This window comes from Bradyrhizobium liaoningense (assembly GCF_018130785.1).
GTDB classification, from domain to species: Bacteria; Pseudomonadota; Alphaproteobacteria; order Rhizobiales; family Xanthobacteraceae; genus Bradyrhizobium; species Bradyrhizobium liaoningense_A.
The window spans coordinates 21,906-45,381 of the sequence record NZ_JAFCJT010000029.1 but is presented as its reverse complement, the minus strand read 5'-3'; the positions used below and the strand labels follow the sequence as shown (position 1 = coordinate 45,381).

18 protein-coding genes, 1 tRNA gene and 4 pseudogenes are annotated in these 23,476 nt (G+C 60.5%); 12 read left to right on the top strand and 11 right to left on the bottom strand.

Going from position 1 to position 23,476, the window contains the following annotated elements; all coding sequences use genetic code 11:
• Positions 1–412 precede the first annotated feature (412 nt).
• Positions 413–727, bottom strand: a complete 315-nt coding sequence (locus JQ627_RS34165) for a DUF6894 family protein (protein WP_212488741.1) — start codon at positions 725–727, stop codon at positions 413–415.
• Positions 728–1,091: 364 nt separating this feature from the next.
• On the opposite strand from JQ627_RS34165, the gene JQ627_RS34160 reads away from it, so the two are divergent.
• From JQ627_RS34160 to JQ627_RS34155, 3 genes are all read left to right on the top strand, one after another.
• Positions 1,092–1,165: transfer RNA gene (locus JQ627_RS34160), tRNA-Thr, on the top strand.
• 656 nt (positions 1,166–1,821) lie between these two features.
• A complete protein-coding gene (locus JQ627_RS39565; RefSeq protein WP_283817158.1) occupies positions 1,822–1,968 on the top strand; it encodes a hypothetical protein in 147 nt (48 codons plus the stop codon).
• A gap of 41 nt (positions 1,969–2,009) precedes the next feature.
• Positions 2,010–2,222 (top strand): hypothetical protein, encoded by a 213-nt coding sequence (locus tag JQ627_RS34155; protein ID WP_312015836.1) that lies wholly within the window; start codon positions 2,010–2,012, stop codon positions 2,220–2,222.
• A gap of 1,406 nt (positions 2,223–3,628) precedes the next feature.
• Here JQ627_RS34155 and JQ627_RS34150 read toward each other — a convergent pair.
• From JQ627_RS34150 to JQ627_RS34140, 3 genes and pseudogenes are all read right to left on the bottom strand, one after another.
• Positions 3,629–4,670 (bottom strand): annotated as a pseudogene (locus JQ627_RS34150) (IS110 family transposase).
• Positions 4,671–4,872: 202 nt separating this feature from the next.
• Positions 4,873–8,064 carry a GAF domain-containing protein gene (locus tag JQ627_RS34145; RefSeq protein ID WP_212488769.1) on the bottom strand — a complete coding sequence of 1,064 codons (3,192 nt, stop codon included), beginning with the start codon at positions 8,062–8,064 and terminating at the stop codon, positions 4,873–4,875.
• 1,297 nt (positions 8,065–9,361) lie between these two features.
• A pseudogene (locus JQ627_RS34140) lies at positions 9,362–9,580 on the bottom strand (hypothetical protein); the annotation flags it as partial.
• A 503-nt stretch (positions 9,581–10,083) separates the two neighbouring features.
• Here JQ627_RS34140 and JQ627_RS34135 point away from each other — a divergent pair.
• From JQ627_RS34135 to JQ627_RS34125, 3 genes and pseudogenes are all read left to right on the top strand, one after another.
• Positions 10,084–11,767, top strand: a pseudogene (locus tag JQ627_RS34135) (PHP domain-containing protein).
• The gene (locus tag JQ627_RS39860; protein WP_212488740.1) at positions 11,767–12,327 is read left to right on the top strand and encodes an MOSC domain-containing protein; all 561 of its coding nucleotides are present in this window, start codon (positions 11,767–11,769) and stop codon (positions 12,325–12,327) included. The pseudogene JQ627_RS34135 and the gene JQ627_RS39860 overlap by 1 nt, the downstream one beginning before the upstream one ends.
• 123 nt (positions 12,328–12,450) lie before the next feature.
• Positions 12,451–13,866: a TAXI family TRAP transporter solute-binding subunit gene (locus JQ627_RS34125; RefSeq protein ID WP_212488739.1), complete on the top strand. Its 1,416-nt coding sequence runs from the start codon at positions 12,451–12,453 to the stop codon at positions 13,864–13,866.
• Between the two features lie 53 nt (positions 13,867–13,919).
• Here the strand turns inward: JQ627_RS34125 and JQ627_RS34120 are convergent, their stop codons facing one another.
• The 3 genes from JQ627_RS34120 to JQ627_RS39720 all read right to left on the bottom strand — a co-directional run bounded on the left by JQ627_RS34120 (position 13,920) and on the right by JQ627_RS39720 (position 15,714).
• Entirely contained in the window at positions 13,920–14,171 is a 252-nt protein-coding gene (locus JQ627_RS34120; RefSeq protein WP_212488738.1) for a hypothetical protein, read from the bottom strand.
• 630 nt (positions 14,172–14,801) lie between these two features.
• Positions 14,802–15,122 (bottom strand): hypothetical protein, encoded by a 321-nt coding sequence (locus JQ627_RS34115; protein WP_212488737.1) that lies wholly within the window; start codon positions 15,120–15,122, stop codon positions 14,802–14,804.
• A gap of 25 nt (positions 15,123–15,147) precedes the next feature.
• The gene (locus tag JQ627_RS39720; protein WP_312010644.1) at positions 15,148–15,714 is read right to left on the bottom strand and encodes a DUF1236 domain-containing protein; all 567 of its coding nucleotides are present in this window, start codon (positions 15,712–15,714) and stop codon (positions 15,148–15,150) included.
• Between JQ627_RS39720 and JQ627_RS39715 the strand changes: the two genes are divergently transcribed.
• The 3 genes from JQ627_RS39715 (at position 15,704) to JQ627_RS34105 (ending at position 16,702) form a co-directional block, all read left to right on the top strand.
• Entirely contained in the window at positions 15,704–15,916 is a 213-nt protein-coding gene (locus JQ627_RS39715) for a hypothetical protein (RefSeq protein WP_312015833.1), read from the top strand. The genes JQ627_RS39720 and JQ627_RS39715 overlap by 11 nt on opposite strands.
• Before the next feature lie 144 nt (positions 15,917–16,060).
• Positions 16,061–16,249, top strand: coding sequence for a hypothetical protein (locus JQ627_RS39710; protein ID WP_312015832.1), 189 nt, complete (start codon positions 16,061–16,063; stop codon positions 16,247–16,249).
• Between the two features lie 225 nt (positions 16,250–16,474).
• Positions 16,475–16,702, top strand: a complete 228-nt coding sequence (locus JQ627_RS34105) for a hypothetical protein (RefSeq protein WP_038959943.1) — start codon at positions 16,475–16,477, stop codon at positions 16,700–16,702.
• Between the two features lie 248 nt (positions 16,703–16,950).
• Here JQ627_RS34105 and JQ627_RS34100 read toward each other — a convergent pair whose 3' ends face one another.
• The 3 genes and pseudogenes from JQ627_RS34100 to JQ627_RS34090 form a co-directional block, all read right to left on the bottom strand.
• Complete coding sequence (locus tag JQ627_RS34100; protein WP_028153980.1) at positions 16,951–17,460, bottom strand: PRC-barrel domain-containing protein; 510 nt, start codon at positions 17,458–17,460, stop codon at positions 16,951–16,953.
• 179 nt (positions 17,461–17,639) lie between these two features.
• Positions 17,640–18,275, bottom strand: a pseudogene (locus JQ627_RS34095) (glycosyltransferase family 4 protein); the annotation flags it as partial.
• Between the two features lie 18 nt (positions 18,276–18,293).
• The gene (locus JQ627_RS34090; RefSeq protein WP_212488736.1) at positions 18,294–18,635 is read right to left on the bottom strand and encodes a nuclear transport factor 2 family protein; all 342 of its coding nucleotides are present in this window, start codon (positions 18,633–18,635) and stop codon (positions 18,294–18,296) included.
• A 636-nt stretch (positions 18,636–19,271) separates the two neighbouring features.
• Here JQ627_RS34090 and JQ627_RS34085 point away from each other — a divergent pair.
• The 3 genes from JQ627_RS34085 to JQ627_RS39855 all read left to right on the top strand — a co-directional run bounded on the left by JQ627_RS34085 (position 19,272) and on the right by JQ627_RS39855 (position 22,686).
• Positions 19,272–19,895: a response regulator transcription factor gene (locus JQ627_RS34085; RefSeq protein ID WP_212488735.1), complete on the top strand. Its 624-nt coding sequence runs from the start codon at positions 19,272–19,274 to the stop codon at positions 19,893–19,895.
• Between the two features lie 252 nt (positions 19,896–20,147).
• Complete coding sequence (locus JQ627_RS34080) at positions 20,148–22,379, top strand: LuxR C-terminal-related transcriptional regulator (protein ID WP_212488734.1); 2,232 nt, start codon at positions 20,148–20,150, stop codon at positions 22,377–22,379.
• A gap of 82 nt (positions 22,380–22,461) precedes the next feature.
• The gene (locus JQ627_RS39855) at positions 22,462–22,686 is read left to right on the top strand and encodes a hypothetical protein (protein ID WP_409363835.1); all 225 of its coding nucleotides are present in this window, start codon (positions 22,462–22,464) and stop codon (positions 22,684–22,686) included.
• Positions 22,687–22,696: 10 nt separating this feature from the next.
• Here JQ627_RS39855 and JQ627_RS34075 read toward each other — a convergent pair whose 3' ends face one another.
• Complete coding sequence (locus JQ627_RS34075) at positions 22,697–23,470, bottom strand: SDR family NAD(P)-dependent oxidoreductase (protein ID WP_212488733.1); 774 nt, start codon at positions 23,468–23,470, stop codon at positions 22,697–22,699.
• Between the last annotated feature and the right edge of the window lie 6 nt (positions 23,471–23,476).

Here is a 23,476-nt window from a genome sequence, read left to right as displayed (position 1 = left end):
ACGGACCATGATGTCCTCCCTTTTGCTGTTCAATCGCGGAATAAGCTTAACGTTCCTAGCCGAACCGTTCGTGGCCAGGCTGCAACGGTCACGAATTCGAGGGCTCGCAGCCGGGTGGCGGCGCGCCTTATCGTTGCTGGACGGCTTATGAAATCACCCAGTTGATCAAGCGCCAACTTGTTCATCCGATGGCGCCGATCCACACAACCGAGGCCGCGCCGGCGACGGATAAGAATACGACTGGCAACAGATAGCCATCAGTCCATCGACGGTCGTTGACCGACGAGGTTTGCTCAGTCCTACTGAGCAGGTCGTCCCGTCTCGGAAAGACGGACATATCGGCTGAAGAATGACTTAGAAAATCGCTCATTGATGAATGTCCGTTTAGGGGCGCGCGATCACCGAGATCTCGCTACAGTTTCTCGATCACGACAGCGGCTGACACGCGCAGAAAAGGACCGTTCTGATCTCGCAGTTCGACTTTGGTCACGCCCGGAGTGCCACGGCGCGATCCATCCAAAATCGCCTGACCTAGCAATTCCAGAGCCATCTGCCGGGCCACGCAGGTGTCCGGCAATTCGACGCCCTCGTCGTCGATGATCCTGTCGGCATCACTGAGAATGTCGAAATAGATGGTGGGCATGCGGTGGGAAGAACCGGCAAAAGTACGCAGGGTTCCTGTTTTTCCCGGCTGCCGATTGTCTGCTGGGTGCAGACGTGGTGCCAACGAAGGAACGCCTCAGACAGGATATATCAGCCTGATAGCCAAGACGGTCGTAAACGCGCCAAGGGCGATGACAGCAATTTTGAAATGAAGATCCTTATCCAAGCCACTTGCCTCCACTCACGCCGCGGCGTCAGCCCCTAGCCACTGGCAAATTGGAAAAACCCGGCGGCCCTTGGAGGAGACCGCCGGGCTGATCCGCCGATCACACCACTTCAATGGCTGACAGGCTGAATAAATGGCGCTGGCTCGTCTGTCCGAATCCCGACAAACCGTCTTGGTTTAGTCGGACGTGTGGCCGACAGGCAACGTCCCATCTTGCACTTCCCCTACCGGCTGGAGCCGCTTTTTCAGCCTATGCGTCTATGCCCGTCGTCTCAGTGGTCGAGCGGCTGACCTGTAATCAATGTGTCGCCGTTTCGAGTCCGGCCACGGGCGCCAGATTTCCGGGGCTTACCCGTAAATTTCCCAGTGGCGGGAAAAACTGGCACGAACTGCATAGCCGGACGAAGTTAACCTAAGTTAAGCTTTGGTATGGGGAATGATCTACTCGCGCGCGTTGTTGCTATCGGAGCTGGTGCCGTCACCGTGGCCCTCGTCGCGATCCTCGTCTTCAGCTTTTGATCTGTCTCAACTAGCACACTGATCCCGGACGCACCCTGTCGAGTATCAGGGAGGTCGGGCAGTTGCAGCCGTGGATGCTCCAGACGCTGGCATGGGCAGTGGCGGTTCTCGGCCTGATCGCCATCATTTCCATGAGCCTGTAGGGGCCGAACGACGTCAGCGCCTACTGCATTCGACATCATGTCATCACCGAGGTCGACAAGGACGGATGGCGGCACTGACGTCGTCGAAACGTTAGCTCCGCCAGATCCCTCGGTTGAGCCATTTCCAAAACAACTTACCTGCCACAAAGAGCAGCAACAGCCCGACAACCATATAAGCGATCCAGTCCATCCGGTTTCGTAGCCTCCGGCGAACAGCGCGCTGCGCGTGTTTTTTTACACCCGCCGCCACTACGGATTCGCAATCCATGAATCCGCGCCTTTCTCTCGTCGAAAGCGTTTGAGTTCTGTCTGCTCACGGCCGCCAAGGTGATGCCGACCGGCCCCGACTGGATCCACGAAATCAAATATGACGGCTATCGCCTGCGCGTCGAGCGCAGCGGCAAGACCGTGCGGCTCTTCGCCCGCAACGGCCGCGACTGGACCAGGCGCTTCCCTGGATCGTCGAGGCAGCGCTAAAGAATCGCGAGCAGCAATTCGTCATCGACGGCGAGGCCGTGGTGCTCGGCGTCGACGGCGCATCGGACTTCAACGCCCTGCGCTCGCATAAGCACGATCACGAGGTGCAGCTCTATGCGCTCGACATCCTCGCGCTTGGCGGCGAGGACCTGCGCCAGCTGCCATTGACGAAGCGCAAGGCCAATCTGGCGCGGCTGCTGCCGGCCGGCCTGACGGTTCGTGGCGCCGTTCAAAGCAGGCGCCATTGGCCCTGACCTGTTCTATATGCGCGGTACTCTTGCTTCTGCTGCCCGTCCAATGCTTGAAGCCCGCATTTTGAGTTACTGCGTGTTTACATACACTCGCGTTCGCAAATCGTTCGATGAGTCGAATTCGTTGATCTATCCCTCGGTTGGCCTGAGACGGCCTCATTCCTCCGGGGGTTGTAGGCCCGGCGACGTTAGCCATCCGTCGATATGAGAAGCGGTTTCGAGCTGGCGCAGTTTGAGTTCGAGAAGATCACGCTACGGTCCTGGCGGTGTATTTTTCAGTTCCGCTATGATGCGGGCTCTTTCCACGTCCAGATTGTCGTCAATGTGGGATTGTGAGCGTCGTCCCATGGCACTCTCCTTTCCCTGCGTGAATTGGGCGGGAGCGCGACCGGCGTTCTCATCACCGATCAAAGCACGGTGCCGAGCGGTGAGAGAACCAGTGTGCACCCGGAACCAGAGCGACGCCAGAACAAAAGTTAACCCAGTAAGCGTCTGCCGGGGTGTCAGAAGCCGACTTCGGGCCATCGGCCGGGATGCGGCTGCTATGGGCCTTGGCGGATGACGCGGCCGAGAAGGAACGTGGTGAGACGAGGAAGATCGGGCGGCTGCATACCTGACAAGATTAGCGGAAAAGCCGCCGCCGGGTTGAGCGCGGCGACGGCTTCTTCTTTACGCGCTCAGACGGCCGCGACTACCCGTCGCGTCGCATGAAGGAAACGGTTAGCAGGCGCTGCGACGCCATCAATTGGATGACGCTCCTGTTTGCGCAATTCACCGACTAGACGTTCGAGGTACTGCGGCAGAGGCGAGGCTTCGAGAGATAAGTTCTGTTGCAATCTGTCACCCACCTCGTCACAGATCGACCGGGCAGTCTTATGATCGATGTGGTCCGATATTCTGCTGGTCGGTTCCATATCGCGACCTTTCGATTAGGCCCCACGATTAAGTCAAGTTACAGGGATGCGAAAATGTTTCGCGCACCTTCGAAGAAGGCGATGGCTTCATCGAATGGAATGAAGACACTGTGCGTCAGGCCGATTGCCCTTGTCAGCGCTGACAACCTGCAACCCGCCGAGTTAGTGAAACTTGGCGCGCGACTTTCACACTCAGAATGTCCGTTCCGGGTCACAAGCTGACCAATCGAAGAACTGCACAAGAAGTCGGCTATGGGCCATGTGTGGACGGCTCCAGGTTGGCAAGGGTTTTCCTTACGTATGCGGGCGGTAGTCGGAGCAGCCATGTGTTCGGCCTGTTAGCGCGGTTCACGTGACCGCTGGCCATAATGCCCTCCGCGGATCAGGTCCCGGTCAAAAGCACGCATTCGAAGATGCCATGGCCCAAGTGGGTTGTCCTGATCGCCGGATCGACCGGCGCTGCATTACGTGCTGTTCGCCCTCCCAACCGTTACGTCACACCGGATGTCCGGCGCGATAGGCTACGCCGCGAGCGCGATGGGCTCCCTTGTAGCGCTCACCCCTGGCCATCATAGCCCACGTCATCCGGGCAATCTTGTTGGCGAGCGCGATCGCAGCCACCTTGGTGGGTCGGCGCGTCAGAAGTCCCGTAAGCCAAGGCCGATACCCCGTGCCATGGATCTTGGCATAGCGGATCACGGCGAGCGCGCCAGCTGTAAACAGGCTGCGCAAATAGCGGTCGCCTTGCTTGCTGATACTGCCAAGCTTGTCCTTTCCACCTCCACGAGCCCCACCCAGGCCGAGAAGTCTCGTCCCGATCGGAAAGCCTTGGGATCGGCAATGCCGGCGACCAGAGCTGTTGCCAGCGTCGGCCCGACGCCGGGGATTGCGTCAAGCCGCTCGTTCGTCTCGCTTGATCGGTGCCAGGCGATGATGCGTCGGTCGAACTCCAGGATTTGGGCCTTCAGTGCGCGCAATTGACTGCCGAGAGCAGCAACACAAGCACGGGCCACCCCGGGGAGCCGGTAGTCGGCTCTATCGGCGACGATCTCCAGCAGTTGCTCGACACCCCTGCGCCCGACAGGGGCGACAATCCCGAACTCGGCGAGATAGGCCCGGATTGAATTGATCAAGGCAGTCTGCTGGCGGATGAAGAGATGGCGCGCCCGGTGAAGCATCAGGCAGCTCTGCCGCTCGACCGTCTTGGTCGGTACAAACCGCATGATAGGTCTCGTAACCGCTTCACAGATCGCTTCCGCGTCGGTGCTGTCGTTCTTTTGCCGCTGACGTAGGGCTTCACATAGGCCGGTGGCATCAATCGTACCGTATGCCCCAGCGCCTGCAGCTCGCGAGACCAATGGTGCGATGATGCGCACGCCTCGATGCCTACCAGGCATGGCGCCAGCTTCTGAAAAAATGCCAGGACGTGGCGGCGCCTCAACTGACGGCGCAGGACCACCTGGCCGGCCGCATCAACGCCATGCACTTGAAAGACCGACTTGGCGATATCGAGACCGATTGTCGAAATCGACTGCATAGGCTGCTCCTCCGAATCGTGGGAGCCTCAAACGGCGCCCACTCCTTGGCACTCTCGTGCCGGTGGAGGAGCCGTCCACAGCATCAGAAGCGGACACGATGCGCAAGCTGTGCTGGTCCCGCAAGCAGCGATTAGCTTACGATTTCAGGCCGGTCCACGACGATAGCCAGGACGGTCGTTTCCCTCCGAAAAAGCCGCGCAACTAGAGGCTGTCGAGGATGCTCCGCACCTTTGTGGCAAGGTCTTCGATATTGAACGGCTTCGAGAGAAGGCTCGTGCCGGAATCAAGAACGCCATTATGCACAATGGCATTGCGGGTGTACCCGGTAGTGAAGAGCACCTTGAGACCAGGCCTTAATCCGACCAGCACCTTGGCAAGCTCGCTCCCGGTCATTTCCGGCATGACAACATCGGTGAAAAGCAGATCCGGGGAAGCGCCGGCTTCGACCTTTCGAATTGCTTCCCGTGCGCCGCCCGCTTCGATGACCGTATACCCGAGCTCGCGCAATGTTTCGCAGGATATAGCGCGCACTCGGTCGTCGTCCTCAACCACCAGGACGACCTCGCGGCTATGACCGGTTACGCCGCCCCGCCCATCCGGTACCGTTTCGGCCAATGTGGCTTCGTCTCCTTGGTAACGCGGCAAGTAGATTTTGACGGTTGTGCCAACGCGCGGTTCCGAATAGATCTTGACGTGCCCGCCCGACTGGCGAACGAAGCCATAGACCTGACTTAAGCCGAGTCCCGTACCTTTGCCCACGTCCTTTGTCGTAAAGAAGGGATCGAAGGCTTTCGCGAGCACATCGGCATCCATCCCCGTACCGTTGTCGGTCACACAGATGAGAACGTATTGGCCGGCGCCAAGCGCGTACTCGCGCGCGTAACGGTCGTCCACCGAGGCATTGCCGGTCTCTATCGTGAGTTTGCCGCCGGTCGCCATCGCGTCGCGTGCATTGACGGCGAGATTGAGCACCGCACTTTCCAACTGAGCTGGATCAGCCTTGACACGCCATAGGCCTGCCGCCAGTACCGTTTCGACCTCGATCAGTTCGCCGAGCGAGCGGTCGAGCAATTCGCTCATACTCGAGATCATTTTATTGATGTCTAGTAGTTCGGGTGCGAGCGGCTGCTGGCGCGAGAAAGCGAGCAGGCGTTGAGTAAGTGTGGCGGCGCGATTGGCTCCGTCAATCGAGCCATCAATGAAGCGGTCGATATCGATTTCACCTTTGGCGAGTTTGCGCTTTGCGAGATTGAGGCCGCCGATGATGACGGCCAGCATATTATTGAAATCATGGGCGATGCCGCCCGTGAGTTGGCCAACGGCTTCCATTTTTTGCGACTGACGCAACTGCTCTTCAGCCTTCAGGCGTTCGGAGATTTCTCTGGCGACGCGTTCCTCGAGTTCGGCGTTGAGCGTCTGCAGATTGGTCTCGGCGCGTCTGCGCTCCGAAAGTTCGCGCTCGGCTGACTGGAAGAGACGCGCATTATCGATGGCCGTCGCAGCGTGGCCGGCGATGCCGAGCAGTGCCGTTTCGTGCTCGATCTGAAAGCGCCCGGGGTCCGCATGACCAAAGAACAAGCCGCCGAGTACTTCGCCTGATCGCGAGATGACCGGGACCGCCAAGTAGGAACGGACCGGAAGATGGCCTTCAGGCATGCCCTTCCGCGGCGCATTCTTTCCGTAGCGAAGGTCCTTGAGGATATCGTCGGAGCGGATTACTGCGGTTCCATTAAAGGTCGGCTCGAAGACGGCCGTGTTGCGCGGCATCGGAAAATTCTCGAAGGCCGACCGCGGGACACCGGATAGCGCATAGAGCATATAGCTGCCGCCATCGCCCGTAAGCACGTTGTAGAAGAAAGCGCCGAACTGAGCGCCGCTGAGCTCAACGCCGGCATCGGTGACGATTTGCACGATCTTCTCGAGGTCACGTTCGCGGGCGACCGAGGCGCCGGTATCGTTGAGAAGCCGGAGATGTCGCTCGGACCTTTTTTGATGAGTTATGTCGATCACGGTGCCAATGAAGCGCACAGCGCGCCCACCCGCGACGATGGCTTCGCCCGTCGCAGCGAGCCAGCGTTCGATACCGTCCTTGATACCGATCGTTCGGTATTCGATGTTGTAGGCTATCGAGCCCGGAGACAAGGCTTTGGAAACCGCCTCATGAACACGATCGCGGTCTTCGGGATGCAGGCCGGCAAGAAAGGCATCGTCATAGGTAACATCTGCATTCGGCGGCAGACCGAATAGCGCTTTGCAGCGTGCGTCCCAACGCAAGATGTTACGGACCACATCAAAGTCCCAGGTACCGATGCCGGCCGCCTTGTTGGCGAGAAGCAGGCGCTCGGCAGCCTCACGTGCGGCTTCCTCCAACCTGACGCGCTCGATATGGGCCCAGGAGCGTTCGGTCACCTCGCTGAGGAGAGCCAACTCGCGTAGTGTCCATTCATGAGGGCTCTTGTGGTGGATGGCCATCAGCGCCGTAAGCTTGCCTTCCTTGATAAAGGGCATGCAAATGGTGGCGCCTATGCCGATACTCTGAAAGGTGGCCGCCTCCTCGGGCGCTAGTTCTTTCCGATTATCGTTTATGATGAGAGGCCGACCCGCACCCAACTCCCGCACGGCTTTCTCGCCAAAGTCAGCGAGACTATAGTGACCAAGGATATGCATGGCGCCGGGCGCCGCCCAATCGCCGCGGATCGTGAAGCCGTCTTCGTCGGCATCCATATCAGCGTAAGCGCAACTCGAGACGCCGAGGTGTTCTCCGAGCATGCGGGTGGTGACCGCAAGTACGTCGTCGGCGTTGTGGCTCGCCGCCGTTCGCTTGCCGAGCGCATCCAGGAACAGAAGACGCGCCTCGTTTTCGCGGATGGTTGCTTCGGCGCGACGCCGCTCGACGGCGGTACGGGTCCGCTCGGCCACTTCGCGAATGAGCTCAAGCTCCACCTCGGTCCAAATGCGAGGCGTGGCATTGTTGAGATAGAGGAGCGCTACGACCCCGTCGGGCTCCGTAACCGGCATGTTCACAAGCGCGCGTGCCGAAATATCCTCAAGCGCCTTGGCGCGGTCACCGACGCGCGGATCCTGCTCGGCATCCTCGCAAACAACCGTGTCGCCGCGCTTGAGATCTTCGACATAGCTACCGTAATCGCGGAAATGCAGAGTGCCGGCGAGGGTTTTGATGCCTGGGGCATTCCAATCCCTAGTGATGGTGATGGTCTCGCGGGCGGTGTCGATGGTACCATAGCCTGCCCGACTGACATTGAGAGTCCGACCCAGCAATTCCGCGGCTGCATAAGCGAGCTCGTCGGGATTCTGAATTTCTCGGATGCATTCGCCCAAAGTGGCGAGCAATTCGGCGCGGCCAAGCGCCGAGACCGTTCTTCCACCCTCCATCATTGGCCCCGTCCCGTCGACCGCCCTTGCCCGTGCATTCGCATCCGAAACCCTCTGCCCTTTCGGTTCCCACAACCGCGAAGCCGCTGAAAAGTTTCGTCTAAATTTGCAGCGCCGGCGGGCATCGCGATGCACAAGTCGACCTTGTCCACCTTTGCACATACGTCATCTCAACTCCTAGAGGCGGACGATTGGAGGTACCAAGCAGGTCAGCAACGGGTCACAAACGGCCATCCCGCGCGGTCCGCAATTGAGTCCGCTGGGAGGCAGAAAGCCGACGACACGAGCGATCGAGGAAGGCAGCTGAGGGCCCGCATCCGGGCTTTCAAGTCGACAGCGCGGGCTAATCAATCACCTTGTTAACACGCGCCAACGGCCGAGGTGGGATTTCAAGGATAATGCTTTTCGCTGTCTCAGGGTTGCAGCAGTGACAGGAGTCTTTGACGGTCCTGGTCGCGCAGGCGCTGGCATTCACGCAAGCGTTCTAGCTCCTTTTCAGCACTTACAGTATTCCGACCTTCCTTCTTCCAAGTCGAGAACCAGCCTCTCCTGTTTTGCAAGCTGGCGCTCTCCTGCGATCACATCGCGTTCAACACGGCTCAGTTCATCATAGATCGAGGTCCTGTCCATCGAAGCACTCCACGTGTTCGATCAACCCGATCGAGGTTTCGCCGTTCCTTCTCCTTTACCGTTTTTTCCCGATTCATTTTGACGCCACCGCCAAGTGGCGAGGTTGTCATACAACGGCGGTCCATCCGGGACAAAGCGGGTAGCGCCGAAGTAACAGCTGTCGATTACGAGAACTGTGATGGGAATGTCTGCTCTACGGGAATCGTGTCGTTTTTTTTCAGTCGATCCGAAACTTCCGGGCTCACCCCAACCTTCGAACAAAGTCGCGCAGTGTGCCAACTGAGGCGATGGGCAATAGCCGCCCCAAAGCATGGCGGACTCATGTTATGATGCCACCCGATAGTTCAGTAATTGGGAGGACAGCAGCTTGGCACAAGCGAACCTTGAAACTTTCAAATCTATAATTGACCGTGGTTTCTCGCGGGGTGATCTGTCGGTCGCGGGTGAAGTTGCGCGACGCGGCTGTTGGAGCATCGGGGGGTGACCGCGACTATTGCCATCACGGCGACAGCGGCGCCAACTAATCCGATCTTCATCCCGAACTCCAATCATTAAGTCGATGACGGTTCAATTCGGAAGGACCGTCGAAGTTTCTGTTCACCTGTGGCGCCAATGGCGAGCTCGGGGCCTATCGACGACGAGAAGGCCATTGGCTCGGCAGCCGGGCTCAACCCGTCGAGATCGGAATCTCGCCGCCCTCGATGATCTCCGGAACGATATCCTTGAACAGGCGCACCGGAACGGACTTCGCCGCGGGCACCTTACTGCCTTCGGCATAGTGCCACAGTGGGATCAGCCCATTGCATTCGGGGCAGTAGCCCGCAACGCTCTTGCGCGGAATATTGTAGGGCACGACCTGAAGCTCGCTCAGGCTGCGTTCCCGTCCGGATTTGCGTACTTCACGGCCCGCTCGATCGCGTCGTCGTTCCTGAAATGGGCGAGACACTCGCGCTTGAACTCACCAAACTCAATACGGTCGGGAGCCCTCACGAAGTCGGTGCAAGCGAGCAGCCGGTCAATTATCGGTCCGGTTCGGGCTCCGCGAGGACCTTTGAGAAGGCCGCGTGCGACCGAACTATAGTCGAGAACAGGCGTTGACTGACCATGTCAGACGCATTCGACTATTTCCGGGCGTACGCCGTCCGGGCTCTCTGCAAGGCGCGATCGATGCCGAAGGGCAGGATGAAGTCTCTGCAGTTTGTGGCCGGCCAAATCTATAACCTCCTCAAGAAGGAGGCGGCTTATGGCCCTAACCCGCAGCACCTGGAAGACTTCCGGGCCGCGCAGAAGCTCGAGAGATCTCTGGATAGTCGGCCCAACGACGAGCCAACCGCTCGAAATCACTTTGCTGCAACGACTGCTCATCGTGCTGGACAGGAGGCTCGTTGAGTGGCCTGCCTCGACGCTCGCACCGTAGCAGGTCTCCTGCGCGAGTACGCGCAGCGGACCGCGTTGCGCGGCGGCAATCCTTACCGGGCGAAGGCCTACGCGCGCGCCGCGGACAGCCTGGCAGCTCTCGCCCTCCCTCTCGACGTTCTCGTCGACGAGGGTCGCCTCACCGAAGTGCCCGGCGTGGGCGAAGCCATCGCCGACATCATCACCAAGCTCCATCGGACCGGGACGCATCCGAGCCTCGAGAAGCTGCAAAACGAGATCCCGGCCGGCGTTCTGCAGTTGTTGGCGGTGCCAGGACTGCGGCCGGACAAGGTGATCCGCCTCCACAAGGATTTGGGCATTGCCTCGCTCGCCGAACTCGAGGCTGCCGCGAAGGACGCCCGCATCAAGAAGGCTAGAGGGCTCGGCGCTGCGCTCCAGACCAAGTTCCTACTGAGCCTGGCCATCGCGAAAAGCGGAGAAGGCCGCCTTCACTTGCACCGTGCTGCCGCCCTGCTCGCGCACGCCAAGGACTCACTTCGCAAGGCCCGACCCGAACTCAAGCGCGTGACAATCGCCGGCGACTTCCGCCGAGGCTGCGAACTCGTCGGCGACCTCGCGATCGTTGCGGAAGTTTCCAAGCGCGCCAAGATGTCGGAGCCGCCTGCGACCGACGGACTGCGGATCCGCTTGTCCGACCGCAAACACTTCGGGGCCGCCCTTCTCTTCGCCACCGGCTCCGCCGCGCACCTCGAGCGGCTCCAAGCCTTAGCCGCCGAGAAAGGAATACGTTTGGAGGCCGACGGCTTGCACAAGGGCCGCACCTTGGTCTCCAGTGACGAATCCGACATCTATCGCGCGCTCGGCCTTCCCTTCATCGATCCGGAGCTCCGGGAAGGGCGGGAAGAGATCGAGCTGGCCCTGAAAGGCAAGTTACCGAAGCTGGTCACCGACAATGACCTGCTCGGAATCCTTCACTGCCACACAGACGCCTCGGACGGCACCGAGACCCTCGAGACGATGGCTAAAGCGATCCGCCAGCGCGGGTTCGAGTATTTCGGGGTCGCCGACCATTCCAAATCTGCGCACTATGCCGGCGGTCTTTCCGTAGAGGAGATCGCGCAGCAGCACCTGGAAGCCGACCGCTTGAACAGGCACTTCGGCAAGGATTTCCGGATCCTCAAGGGCATCGAGTCGGACATTCTGGCCGACGGCTCGCTCGACTACGACGATGAGGTGCTTGAACGCTTCGACTTCGTCGTCGCCAGCATCCACGGTCGCTTCAAGCTGGACCGAAAGGCGCAGACGCAGCGCCTGCTGCGCGCCGTTGCCGATCGTCACACGTCCATCATCGGCCATATGACCGAGCGGCAGCTTCAGCGGCGGCCGGGCTACGAAATCGACGTCGAGAAGGTGCTGCGCGCCTGCGCCAAACACGACGTTGTCGTGGAGATCAATGCCCATCCATGGCGGCTCGACCTCGACTGGGCGCTGGCACCATTCGGCCCTCGAGTTCGGCTGCATGATGAGCATCAACCCCGATGCCCATTCCGTCGACGAGCTCGATCACATGCACTGGGGCGTCGAGATGGCGCGCAAGGGCGGCGTACCACCGGACCGGATCCTGAACGCGATGACGTTGCCGGAGATCACGCGCTACTTCCGACAGAAGCGGCGCTCGCTCGCAAGGGCGGCCTGATGTCGCACGCGCACGACCTCTCGCTCGAAGGAAGGGTGGTGGCGGTCGCCGCTGATCGCGGGCACCACTTCAGCAAACCGACAGAGGACCACATAGTGCTGGTGGAAGGCCATGGCGTGGAAGGTGATGCCCACGCCGGCGCGTTCGTCCGGCACCGCTATCTGGCCCGTCACCAGCCCCGCCTCCCAAATCTGCGGCAGGTCCACCTGATCCCGTCCGAGCTCTTCGCAACCCTTTTCGCGGATGGCTTCAAGGTCCGACCGGGCGAACTCGGCGAGAACATTACCACCGCCGGCTTGGACCTCGAGCGGATGCCGCTCGGGACGTTGATCGAGTTCGGAACGACGGCGGTCGTAGAGCTGACCGGGCTCCGGACGCCCTGCGTCCTCATCGACCGCTTCCGAGCCGGTCTGAGGCGGCATGTGCTGTCGTCGGCAAAAATGGGCCCTCCGTTCAAATGCGGGGTGCTGGGCGTGGTGAGGTTCGGGGGAAGGGTCGCGCCTGGCGACACCGCGCGAATTCGGCTTCCTTCTGTCTTTCATGGTCTACCGTCCCTCTAGGCTGGACGCCTATTGTCCGTACATCCAAGAAGTGCGCCGGTTCGGGAACGGCTCGGAGGTCCGCAAGTTCCCGGTAGAGAGCTGGGACGCAGGACGCGCAGAAAGCGGAGCATCGGAGAGCAAATGTCCTCCTCCAGTGGCAGCAATAGACAAGATATTCAGCGGCGAAAGACCCGCTCCTTGCTGCTGGTCCTAGCCGTTGGATTCGCGGTCTTTCTGGCCGCTGGCGGAGCTCTCTATTACGTCCTGCAGCCCACGACGCTTCGGGTCGCCGTGGGACCGACCGGCAGCGAAGACCATGCGGTGGTAAAGGCCATGGCCGAGGCGTTCGCCGACGAAAGCCGTACCGTGATGCTGTCCCCGATAACGACCGCTGGGGCAGCCGAATCGCTCGCCCTGCTCGGCAATGGCAAGGCCGAGCTCGCGGTCGGCCCCGCTGATCTGAGCATGCCTTCGGACGCGCAAACGCTCGCTGTGCTGCGCAAGAACTACGTCGTCCTATGGTCATTTTCCGGACCAGGCGGCAAGGTCGCGAAAAAGAAGACCGCTGCAAAGATCGCTGAAATACCAGATCTTGCCGGTCGCAAGGTCGGCGTCATAGGTAGGACTGCAGCAAACGCGTCGGTCTTGCGGGTTATCCTCGATGGGTCCGGCGTGGAGCCGGACAAGGTCGGCGTGGCGCAGTTCGGCACGGACGAGATCGAAAAACTCGCGCAAGATCGCACTATCGAAGCGTACCTGGCCGTGGGTCCGCTCGACAGCAAGATCACAGCCGACGCGATCGCGGCGACAGCCCGCACGCGCGGCACGCCGAAGTTCCTCCCGATCGACGCATCTGAGGCCATCGCGTTGAAGCACTCGCGCTATGAGGCCGACGAGCTTCCGCCCGGCGTCTTCAACGCGAAACCGGCATGGCCCGAGGAAAAGGTCGATACGATCGCTGTCAGCCACTTGATCCTGGCCAGAAAAGTGCTTTCCGAAGCCAAGGCGGCGGCCTTCTATCGGCAGCTTTTCGCGGTCCGGGATACCATCACACAGCATGCCGCCGGCGCCGCCCATATCACCAAGCCGGAGACCGAAAAGGAGGCCGAGCCGTCCGTGCACCGCGGCGCAGCCGCCGTCATCAACGGCACGGAACGGACATTCCTGGACAAATATAGCGACTACATTTGGTTCACCTTGTTGCTGCTGTCAGGCATCGGCTCGGCCGCTGCATGGCTGCGTCGTTATCTCAACCGGGACGAACGGGACGAAAACATCGTCCATCGCAACCGGATCCTTGCCGCGGCTTCCGAGATTCGCGCCGTTCAATCCGAAAGTGAGTTCGCGGCCACTCAACGCGAGGTCGACGCCATCATCAAGGAAGCCCTCACTTGTTTCGACGAGGGGGCCATCGAACAAGAGGACCTGGCTGCCTTTGCCCTGGCCCTCGAACTTTTCGATCATGCTGTGGCGGAGAGGCGCGCGGAATTGCAGGCTGGCCTGATGGACCCGGCGCGGGCGCCTACCGGTGCGCCCACCTTGGCCTCTCGCCGATGACAGGCCGCCGACGGCACCGTCGCGCGACAGCTCCCGGTGCTGAAACGAGATCGTTATGGTTTCGATATTTTGCGCCTATACCTGATGCGTCGCAATTGTGCCCCTCCACCTTTGCGCCGCGCGCCGATGCCTATGTCCAGCGTTTCCCGCTCAATGAGCCCGCCCTCCCACAGCCGGTCGAGTGTCTTCGCAACTTCCAGCGTTTCTCCGCCCGAAATGCGCTGAATCTCGGCGGCCGTCTGCCAATCGCAACCCACCAGCTCCGCCAGCTTTCTATCGAGCGGGATGCGTCCACCCTTTTCCATACTTCTGAGGTCCTCCTAGACCTTGGTCGCTTTCCAGATCCCGCTACATTTGGCTGCGCCGGAATAGCCACTCCAAGTTCCCGATCCGCTTGTCGGCTCCAATCTGCCGGCACCCGCGGCATGTTTATCCTGAACCGTTACAGAAGCACGCACCGCGCCGGCCTTCGATACGCGCCCCGAAATTTGACAAGGTTGGGATGAGAGATGTTGCCCTTCGAGATGTTCACGTCGAAATTGTAGCTTGGATCGCAAGATCCGGACCGTGTCTCGAAGATCAAGTGCCACGCACCGTCGAAGGCGTCTATCGGATAGGAGCGTCCTCGGCGCAAACGATGTAGGAAGGCGAGATAGCCAAGTTGGCAACTAATCGCATTATCATCCTCGCCTCAAATGCTGATTGAGTATCGCTATCTGCCGCTCGTCAGAGGAGCGCCCTGTGGCTCAAGCAGATTAAGAGCGGTTTCGATCTTGGCGAGCAGAGCTTGGATTTCGGCGCGCTCGTTCGGGGCGGAATCGACTTCGAGCCGGCCAGCAATTGCTCTTTCTGTACCATCAGCTTCGCAAGAGCGGACATCTTTTCACCGTAGATTACCAGCGAAAGGGCCGCTCGGAGAGCGGCCCTTGTCTTACTCACCAGCTCCGGGTACCGAAGCTGAACCCGATGCTCGGCCCGCCGCCGTAGTAGCCGTAGCCGCGGTCGTAGTAGCCGGGTCCGCCGTAGTGGCCGTAGCTGCGGCGCGCGACGTAGGCGTCGTCGTCGCCGTAGTAGCGCTGAACGTAGCGCGGGCCGCGGGTCCGGAAACAACGGCCGTACTCGTTGCAGACGAGCCGGACCTGCTCCGTTCCAGAGGAAAGCCCGGTCGGGCCTGGGGCGGTCGGATTGAGCGGAGCGGCGATCGCAGCCGATCCCAGGAGGGAGGCCGCGAACAGTCCCAGTGCGATGGTCTTCATGGATGTTCTCCTTTCCGTAGCGAGATCAGTCGATCTCTTCGATGATGCGACGCTCATGGGGTTCGACGATGTAGGTGCGGCTGTCCCGGTTGATGTATCGGTACTCGCGCAAGGTCGGAGCATCCCGATAGACTTCCTCCGGAAACGCTTCGATCTCCACGCCTTCGGGCACACGCTCGCCGGTCCGGATCTCGGTGCGGACGGTGCTGCCGGTCGTGCGGCGCTCGCGCTCGACGGGGCGCGCCTTGGCCTGCTTGCGGATCACCTCACGGTCGCGATCGCTGAAGGTGACCTTGCGCTGCTCGGTTCGTGCCGGGGCGGCAGCCGTGGAGCGACCCGAATACGGCATGACCGCCACGATCTTGTAGCTGGACGGTTCTACGATGACGATCTCGTCCTTCACCAGGACGAAGTCGTAGCCCCGATACTGCGGCACAATCTCGACTACCTCCGTCGGCAGCGGCTGCAGACGGACGTCGCGCGGCACGGCCGTGCCGACCGAGAGCGAGAAGTTCACGTTGGCGAGGGGCTGCACGTTCAGGTGCGAGATCGACGCGCTGATGCGGGTCCGCTGTTGATCGTTGACGTTCACCGACGCGTTCACGTTGCTGTTCGAAGAGCGATCCGCCGTGTTCTGCCGGTCGTTTGGCTGCTGCGCCGTGTTGGTCGAACCGCTGCCCGTCGGCGACTGCGCCTGGTTGGTGCCCGAGGCGGGCGGATTGGTGCTCTGCGACTGGGCGTTCGTGTTCGACGGAGGATTGGTCTGCGCCCGGTTCGAAGGCGTAGTGGTCTGATTGGAGGGCTGGTTGGTCTGGGCCTGGCTCGAGGTCGGCGCCTGCGAGGCGTTTGTGCCGGTGCTGGAATTGGAAGTCGGATTCGCAGCGTTTTGACCCGTCGAGGACGGCTGCTGTGTCTGGGTCGAATTTGTCGAAGGATTCGTGGCCTGCCCTGACGAGCTGGACGACGTTGTCGTGGACGATGATGACGGCGTCGTCGTGGATGTGGACTCCTGCCGCTGCGTCGTCGGCGGATTCGAGCTCGAAGTGCTGGGCGACGACTGCGCGAACGCCGACGTTGCGATCGCAACTGCGGCGGTCGTGGCTAAGAATAAAGGCTTGTTCATCTGAAAACCTCCCAATTTGGTCGCCCGATAACACGCGGTGGCATGGTGAGTTCCAAATCGGGATAATTCGGTAATCAGTCTCTGCTCCCGTCTCGAAACGCGCTCCAAAGACAGCCCCTGCTGCGACCGCCCCGATAGCACACTGTCCATCTACGCTCGGGAATAAGTGGAACTTCTAACTGGGCGTGTCGTTGGCAGTGACTACTTAACGCCATTGGAGGAGGACATCATGAAGAAGCTGATCGTATGCGGCGCTCTTGCCGCTTTCGCCCTCGGCACACAGGCAGCCAGCGCCGCAGAGTTCTACATCGTCCGCGACGCGAGCACCAAGAAGTGCACCGTCGTCGACACCAAGCCGACGACCACGACCACCACCGTCGTAGGAGACGGCGTGTACAAGACCAAGACCGAAGCCGAGTCCGCCGTGAAGACCACGAAGGTCTGTACTGAACAGTAAACACCAGGCGTCCGTTGCCCCGATGTAATCGTTCGGAGGAGCACATGCCCGTATTGATCTTGTGGGCCGTTCCCGCCGTTTTCGTTGTTGGCGGTCTCGGCTATTTCTTGATTCACATGCACTGAGCGGATTGACGCTAAAGCGGCCCGTCCGGCGAACCCGGGCGGGCCGTTTTCTTTGGATTTCCGTGGTTGCGTATGCGCAAAAAAGGGGCCCGTGGGGTCCCTTTTCCGCGAGCGTTTGCTTGCCTAATTGTAGTCTGAGTATTTGAACTGCGGCAGCGCCTTCAACTGCTCCTTGTTGCCATTCATGACGGCGTGGTCAGGCACCCAATCGTTCGTGTTGCGGTGGGTGGTGTTCGTGGAAGCGGCGCCGGTGGTCGTGTCACGCGCAGTCGAGTTGCCGCTGGAGGTAGTCCGGACCGGCTCCTCGACGAACTTCAACTTGTCCATGGAGACGGCAATATCATGCTCGCCCATTCCCAGGAAGCCGCCGACGCCGATCACCACGGCTTCGATCTTGCCGCTCTTGTCGACCAGCAGTTCGTTGATGTCGCCGAGCTTCTCGTTGGCCTCGTTGTAGACGTTCAGACCCATCAGCTTCGAGGCGCGCCAGCTTCCCTTGAGAGCCATCTGCGCATGAGCCGGCTGGCCCGTGGTCGCGGTAGCGGCGCGATCGGCCGGCTGCGTGGATTGCGCGAACGCAGCGCCGCCGATCACGGCCGCGCCAAGCAGAGCGACGGCAAGAACGCTTTTCATCTTCTATCTCCTCCAGTGACGTCGGCGTCCGGTCGGATGCCGCGCTCCACAACGCGAGGAGGTTCTGCTTGTTCCCGATGCAGCGCTCGACTCTGGGAGTTCAGTGAAGGATTCGCGATTAGCGAATTCAGGAGACGTCTTTGGAGCCTGCGGAGCCCGCCCTCCTCATCGGAGCGCGCCTACCTTCGAGACGGCGTCGCGCGCGTGATCAACTCGCGATACCGGCTTTCGTACTCCCGCGCCATCCGGCTCGCGACGAAGCGCTCCTCGAACCGGGCGGGGACGGCTCTTCTATCTCGACGGCCGAGATCGTTCACAGCCTCGATCGCCTCCGCGGCGTTCTCGACGATGAAGCCGGTCACGCCGTCCTCCACCACTTCCGGCACCGAGCCGGAGCGGTAAGCGATGACGGGCGTCCCGCAGGCCATCGCCTCGATCATGACGAGGCCGAACGGCTCGGGCCAATCGATCGGAAACAGCAGGGCCCTGGCGCCGGCGAGAAACGGTTGCTTCCGCGCCTCGTCGACTTCGCCGACGAGCTCGATTTTCTCGCCGTCGATGTTCGGTTCGAGCTTCTTCTGGAAGTAAGCCGTCTCCGCGCGCGGTATCTTGGCGGCGATCCGCAGCGGAGGGCCGGCAGCACGTGCGATGCGCATCGCGTCTTCGGGGCCCTTGTCGGCCGTCAGCCGCCCAAGAAAGGCCAGGTACGAACCAGGCTCATAGGACGGCCGAAATAGATCCTTCGGCAGACCGTGCTGGATCGTAGCGATCCAGTTCGCCTCCGGAAGCGGCCGGCGCTGGTCGTCGGAGATCGCTTGCTTCGCCCCCTATCGCTACGCAGCCCTCGATCTCGCACCGGGGAGAGGTACGCAAAGCGTTCTGGTGATACTGCCTTCGGCGTCGAACCAGAATTTCGTGCTCACAGCGCTGCCGTTGTAATCTCGGTAGTCGAGCCGAACACCTTCCGGCTCCGGATGGACTTCGTCCAGTTCGAATGCGGCCTCCCAATAGCAAAGCAGGCCGGCCTGCCCGACGAACCGTTCTCCGCTGCAGCAATCAAGAGTAGCCAGATCTGCATAGAGCGATAGCAAGTCTTCCAAGCGGCGCTCGCGGCATGTATCCAACCAATCAATCACGATTCCAATGGGATCGAAGTCAGCTCCCAAACCCGACATGGTCCAACTCACAGTTGTCCCGGTGGAAGGGTCTCGTTAGGCCCCGAGACTTGAATGGTGTATAAACCGCCGGTTATGCTCCCATTTAGTTCCCGGGAACGTCTGATCGGCAGACTGCAGCGCACGATTGTGCGCTCGTCTTCGCGTGCAAATTGGAGCTTGCCGTCGAGCGCCCTAATGGGCTTCGACATCCCGGCCAACCCACGGCCGAATTTCATACCGGGAGTCTTGCGCGCATCATTGCGGTCTCGATTGCAAATTGTCGCCCTCGAGTTTGGCTTACCAAGCCCACTGCCAAAGGCGTCCAGCATCTGCTCCGGATTGCGAAGCCTCAAGGGCTCCATTGAGGGCTCTCGCGACCGCACGTGGGGCCCCGATTCCTGTTCTTTTTCGTACTCAAACTGATCAGGAGAGAACACGAGAAACGCCGTCCACCGGACACCAGGGCGCTCGGGATCATCATAGTATCGGAAGCAGCAGCCTCTGCCGAAGGGAAGAAGATTCCAGATCTTTTGCAATTCGTGCTCCTCGGTCGGTTCGCTCGACGTCCCGCTCAGATATTTGAACCATTACAGTGCTCGCGACGTTCTCCCCAACTGGAGGAAGTGACAACGTGCTAATGAGGACCAGATCAACATGCGGGTATTGATCGTCGACGACCATCCCGTTGTCGTGACCGGCTGCCGGGCTTTGTTCACGTCGGACCCTTCCGTTGAGATCCTGGAGGCTTCCAGTGCAAAGGACGGCCACCGTGCGTACTTGCAGAAGCATCCCGACGTCACCGTCGTTGACGTGAGCCTTCCCGATCTTACCGGCTTCGAGTTGACCCGGCGAATCCGCAGGGGTGATCCGGCCGCCAAAATAGTCATGTTTAGCGTGAGTGAGGATCCGGCGTTCGTTGTGCGCGCTGTGGAGATGGGCATTCAGGGATATGTCTCGAAGAGCGATGATCCTCGGCTCCTGGCCAAGGCCATCCGAATGGTTGCAGCCGGGGAGCGCTTCGTCTCACCGCGTCTTACGGAAGCGACGACCTTCGCGGGCGGGGCGATAAAGGCCAGTCCTTTGACGCAGATGAGCCCACGCGAACTCGAGATCCTGAGGCTTTTGGGTCGTGGCGACCGCATCTTAGAAGTCGCGTCCGAACTCGGCATCTCCTATAAGACCGTTGCCAACACGACCTCCATGCTGAAGTCCAAGCTCGGCGCTAAAAATCACTCCGACCTCGTCCGGATTGCAGTCGCGATCAATTTGCAGCGGTGAAGGGTCATCGACTGGGATCCTGTTTCGGCAATTCTCGCGCAACAGCCATGTCGGAGGGAGTCCTGCTTTCCCTGCGCACTTGGCGCGGCACGACCTCTGACGCGCGACGTAAAAGGGAGAGCCACAGGGAGCTATTTCGACGAACTGATTGCATCCGCACGAATTCATCCTGACAATTTGGAACGCAACCGGCCGAGCGGAGTTACATCGCCGCTTTTCGCGTTGTGTTGCGAGGCCGAGCGAAGGAAGCCCATGCGTCGCGTTCGACTTGTGATAGCAGATCGACGTCCCATTGTTCTGCAGGGCTTCGCATCGCTGCTCGAAGCGCAGCCCGATTTCGAAGTGGTTGCGTGCTGTCTTGATGGAGCTAGTTGCCTCACGGCCATTCGCAGTTTGACACCCGATGTGGTGTTACTGGACGACGGTTTCACCGATGTAACCGCCTCCGACATTCTCGCCGTCGTGGATGACGAAGCCCTTTGTTCCCGGCTGGTGTTCTTCACTGCTACTATCGCCTGCAGCGATCTTGCTAGGGCACTGGCGACCGGCGCCTGCGGCGCGATTTCGATGAACGCCCAACCAGAAGCGCTGGTACAGTCCCTGAGGCTGGAAAAACCGGGGTCAGACCTGGCGAGGGTCGGTAACGAAGCTAATGGAATCGCCTCGTTCGGCAATAACGTTATGGCGCTTTTGACCGTCAACGAGTGGACGATCATGGATCTCGTCGCCGAAGGTTTGTCGGACAGTGAAATTGCTCAGGTCCTCGGTGTCTCTCTGGAGATCGTCAGGATTCACATCGATCACGCGCGGCAGAAGCTCGGAACCAACAGCCGGACGGAGCTCGCCGCGCTGGCACTGTCGCGCCGTTATGGCGCGATGAGCATTCTGGCGGGTGCGATCCTTGCAGCGTTGGAAGATTCGCCCGGTCACGCCGCAACCGGGAGTTTTACGGTCATGACCGCAAACGGCTGCGCGGAAGTCGTCACCATTAAAATCAGCCAGAAGGAAGCAATATCGGGTGGCACCCCGGCCAGAGGCGCGAGCAAGGACCGCGCCGGCGCCGCAACCGGAACGTCATCGCCTACCGGCAAACTCGCTGAGCCCGTGGCCGAGATTGCAGCGAGCCAATTTGCGCAGGCAGCACTGAACGCACCGAGGCCGGCTTCGAGCAGCTACAGCATCTTCATGGTTGCAGCTTTCGCCACCTTGATCTACGAGCTCGATGGTGCCAACCACGCCGCGCAGGCGTTCGATTTCGGCGATGACATTGTCACTTCATCAAGTGACGCCAACGGAGTGTCATCCGTATTCCCCGGCTTCGCAAATTTCGGCGGCACAGCCGTGTACGATGGGACGTTCGCATTCGAGTTCGCCCAACGCGATTCAATCGCCACACACGGCAGCGAGCTTTATGTCGGCAATGCCTATGCGGAGGATGGCGGCAGTGACCGAGAAACTCCTATTCCCCGAGGTTCCGGGACCGTTGATGTTGTTGCGGCGGCCGCGAATGAAGCCGCGAAGCATGACCCAACGCAGACAGGCCGGGACAACGGGACAAATCAGGGTCTATCGCAATCCGATTTGCGCACTTCCGACGACAGCTCCGAAGCCGCTAAGCGTGACGCCCCGGGAGACGATTTAAATAACGGTCAATCGCGGAAGACCCTACATGAGTCAGACCACAGCTCCGGCGCTTCCAAGGGGCACGCCAAGAATGAGGGAGACGGTTTAAATTACGGTCAATCGCAGAAGGCCCTGCATGAGTCCGACCACAGCTCCGGCGCGGCCAGGGGGCACGCCAAAAATGAAAGCGCGGCAGACGGTTTAAATCACGGTCAATCGCAAAAGCCCCTGCAGGAGTCAGACAATGGCTCCGGAGCCGCCGAGGGGCACGCCAAGCATGGGGCCTCGGCAGACGGTTCAAATCATGGTCAAACTCAGAAGTCACCCCAAGAATCCGAAAACGGCTCCGTGGCCGCCAAGGGGCATGCCAAGCATGAGGTTCCGGGAGAAGTTTCGAATCGCGAACATGCGCACGGCCATTTGCAGAATTTTGAAGATGGCTCCGCGGCCGGCAAGCAACACACACAGCATCCACAGGCAGGGGATCTAGATACTGGCAAACCGGAGCATGATATACCAATGGCGTCCGTCAATTCTGCCAACGACGCACATTCGGCATTGAAGAAGACTGAAGGAAAGGGCGGCCCTTCCGACAACGCAGATCAGGCCAAATCAGGGGTTGGCACCGACCTTGGCGATTCCTTTCATTTTAAGAGTGGCGCCGACAGTACGTCTTCGGGCATGTATGACCTTCAGCAACTGAGCCACGGAAATGGAAAAGCCTATGGAGATGGTCAGCATGCTGTTGCGAGCGAGGGGCCGGCGCCGGTCCAGGATGCTGACGGCATTGATATTTCAGATGCGCACCACGATCACTTATGGCACGCCGATCTCCATGCGACTCACGATTTGATTGTGTAGCAATTTACTGATCGAATGGCCGGGCTGCGCTTCTTGAGTATTACGTAACCGGCTCCATGGGCGTTCCCCGCATTCGGGAGGCATTGAGAAGCGGCTTCATGCCGACTGGCTTCGACAAGGGCTCCGTCGCCCAACTTCAGAGACGACTGAAGCCACGGATCCGGATGACACAGCCCTACGTGAAGCGGATCGCCCACAAGACATCTGGGTCCAACCGAAGTTGCTCGCGGAGGTCATGTATTGGGCCAAGTCGGCCGAGCGCAAAGTGCGGCACGCCTTTTTCAAGGGCCTCCGCGAGGAATTTTGACGGCCTTCCTCTAGGAACGCGGAAGTTCCACGCCCGTCATCTCGCCCAGCTTTTCGATGAGTTCGTCCTGAAAACCGGGATCCACCGCTTCGCCGGCCGGCTCTTGCTGCTGCATGTGATGCCAGTAGCGCCCGCTGACCAACGCCGCTGGGTCGTCGCCCACGGCCAGCCAGCTCTGGGTCGCTTGACCAGTCTGGACATCGACCGGAGCCCCGGCGCCGCCCATCTTTGTACGCGCCCAGCCGGGATCGACGGCGTTGCTCAAGATACGGGGCCATCGCCTCGGCAGCGCGGATGCCAACGCGACAGCGTGCAGCTTGCTCTCGGCGTATGCCTTTGCCGAATCCCAAGACCGTTTCGTCCAGTCGAGGTCATTAAGCGAGCCTGCCCCGCCGCGATGAAGCCCGCTGCTGAGATAGATCAGCCTGGCCGGGCGTTCGATCAGCGCGGTCAGCATGTACGGCGCAAGGGTGTTGATCGCCAACGTGACGGCATGGCCTTCCGGCGTCGAACCGCGGCTCCGCTGCGTGTAGACGCCGGCGTTGTGGATGACCGCATCCATGCGCCCGATCGCGTTCACCTGATCAGCGATGCCTCTCGCCTCGGCGCCACTCTGCAGGTCCCCAACTACCACCCCCTCGCAGCGCGACGCGAGTTCGCCGAGCGAGGTGACGCGATCGGTCGACCTCGCATGCAGCACCACTCGGTGGCCCTGGTCGAGGAGCGATAGCGCCGCCGCCCGGCCGAGACCGTCCGTGCTACCGGTGATGAAGACGATCGCCATGCGCTG

Bases quoted from the DNA above. Each gene is read 5' to 3' on its own strand.
- JQ627_RS39565 (WP_283817158.1), top strand. From the start codon at position 1,822: ATGCCGACCGGCCCCGACTGGATCCACGAAATCAAATATGACGGCTAT.
- JQ627_RS34145 (WP_212488769.1), bottom strand. From the start codon at position 8,064: ATGGAGGGTGGAAGAACGGTCTCGGCGCTTGGCCGCGCCGAATTGCTC.
- JQ627_RS39860 (WP_212488740.1), top strand. From the start codon at position 11,767: ATGTCGCACGCGCACGACCTCTCGCTCGAAGGAAGGGTGGTGGCGGTC.
- JQ627_RS34125 (WP_212488739.1), top strand. From the start codon at position 12,451: ATGTCCTCCTCCAGTGGCAGCAATAGACAAGATATTCAGCGGCGAAAG.
- JQ627_RS34120 (WP_212488738.1), bottom strand. From the start codon at position 14,171: ATGGAAAAGGGTGGACGCATCCCGCTCGATAGAAAGCTGGCGGAGCTG.
- JQ627_RS34115 (WP_212488737.1), bottom strand. From the start codon at position 15,122: ATGAAGACCATCGCACTGGGACTGTTCGCGGCCTCCCTCCTGGGATCG.
- JQ627_RS34105 (WP_038959943.1), top strand. From the start codon at position 16,475: ATGAAGAAGCTGATCGTATGCGGCGCTCTTGCCGCTTTCGCCCTCGGC.
- JQ627_RS34100 (WP_028153980.1), bottom strand. From the start codon at position 17,460: ATGAAAAGCGTTCTTGCCGTCGCTCTGCTTGGCGCGGCCGTGATCGGC.
- JQ627_RS34090 (WP_212488736.1), bottom strand. From the start codon at position 18,635: ATGTCGGGTTTGGGAGCTGACTTCGATCCCATTGGAATCGTGATTGAT.
- JQ627_RS34085 (WP_212488735.1), top strand. From the start codon at position 19,272: ATGCGGGTATTGATCGTCGACGACCATCCCGTTGTCGTGACCGGCTGC.
- JQ627_RS34080 (WP_212488734.1), top strand. From the start codon at position 20,148: ATGCGTCGCGTTCGACTTGTGATAGCAGATCGACGTCCCATTGTTCTG.
- JQ627_RS34075 (WP_212488733.1), bottom strand. From the start codon at position 23,470: ATGGCGATCGTCTTCATCACCGGTAGCACGGACGGTCTCGGCCGGGCG.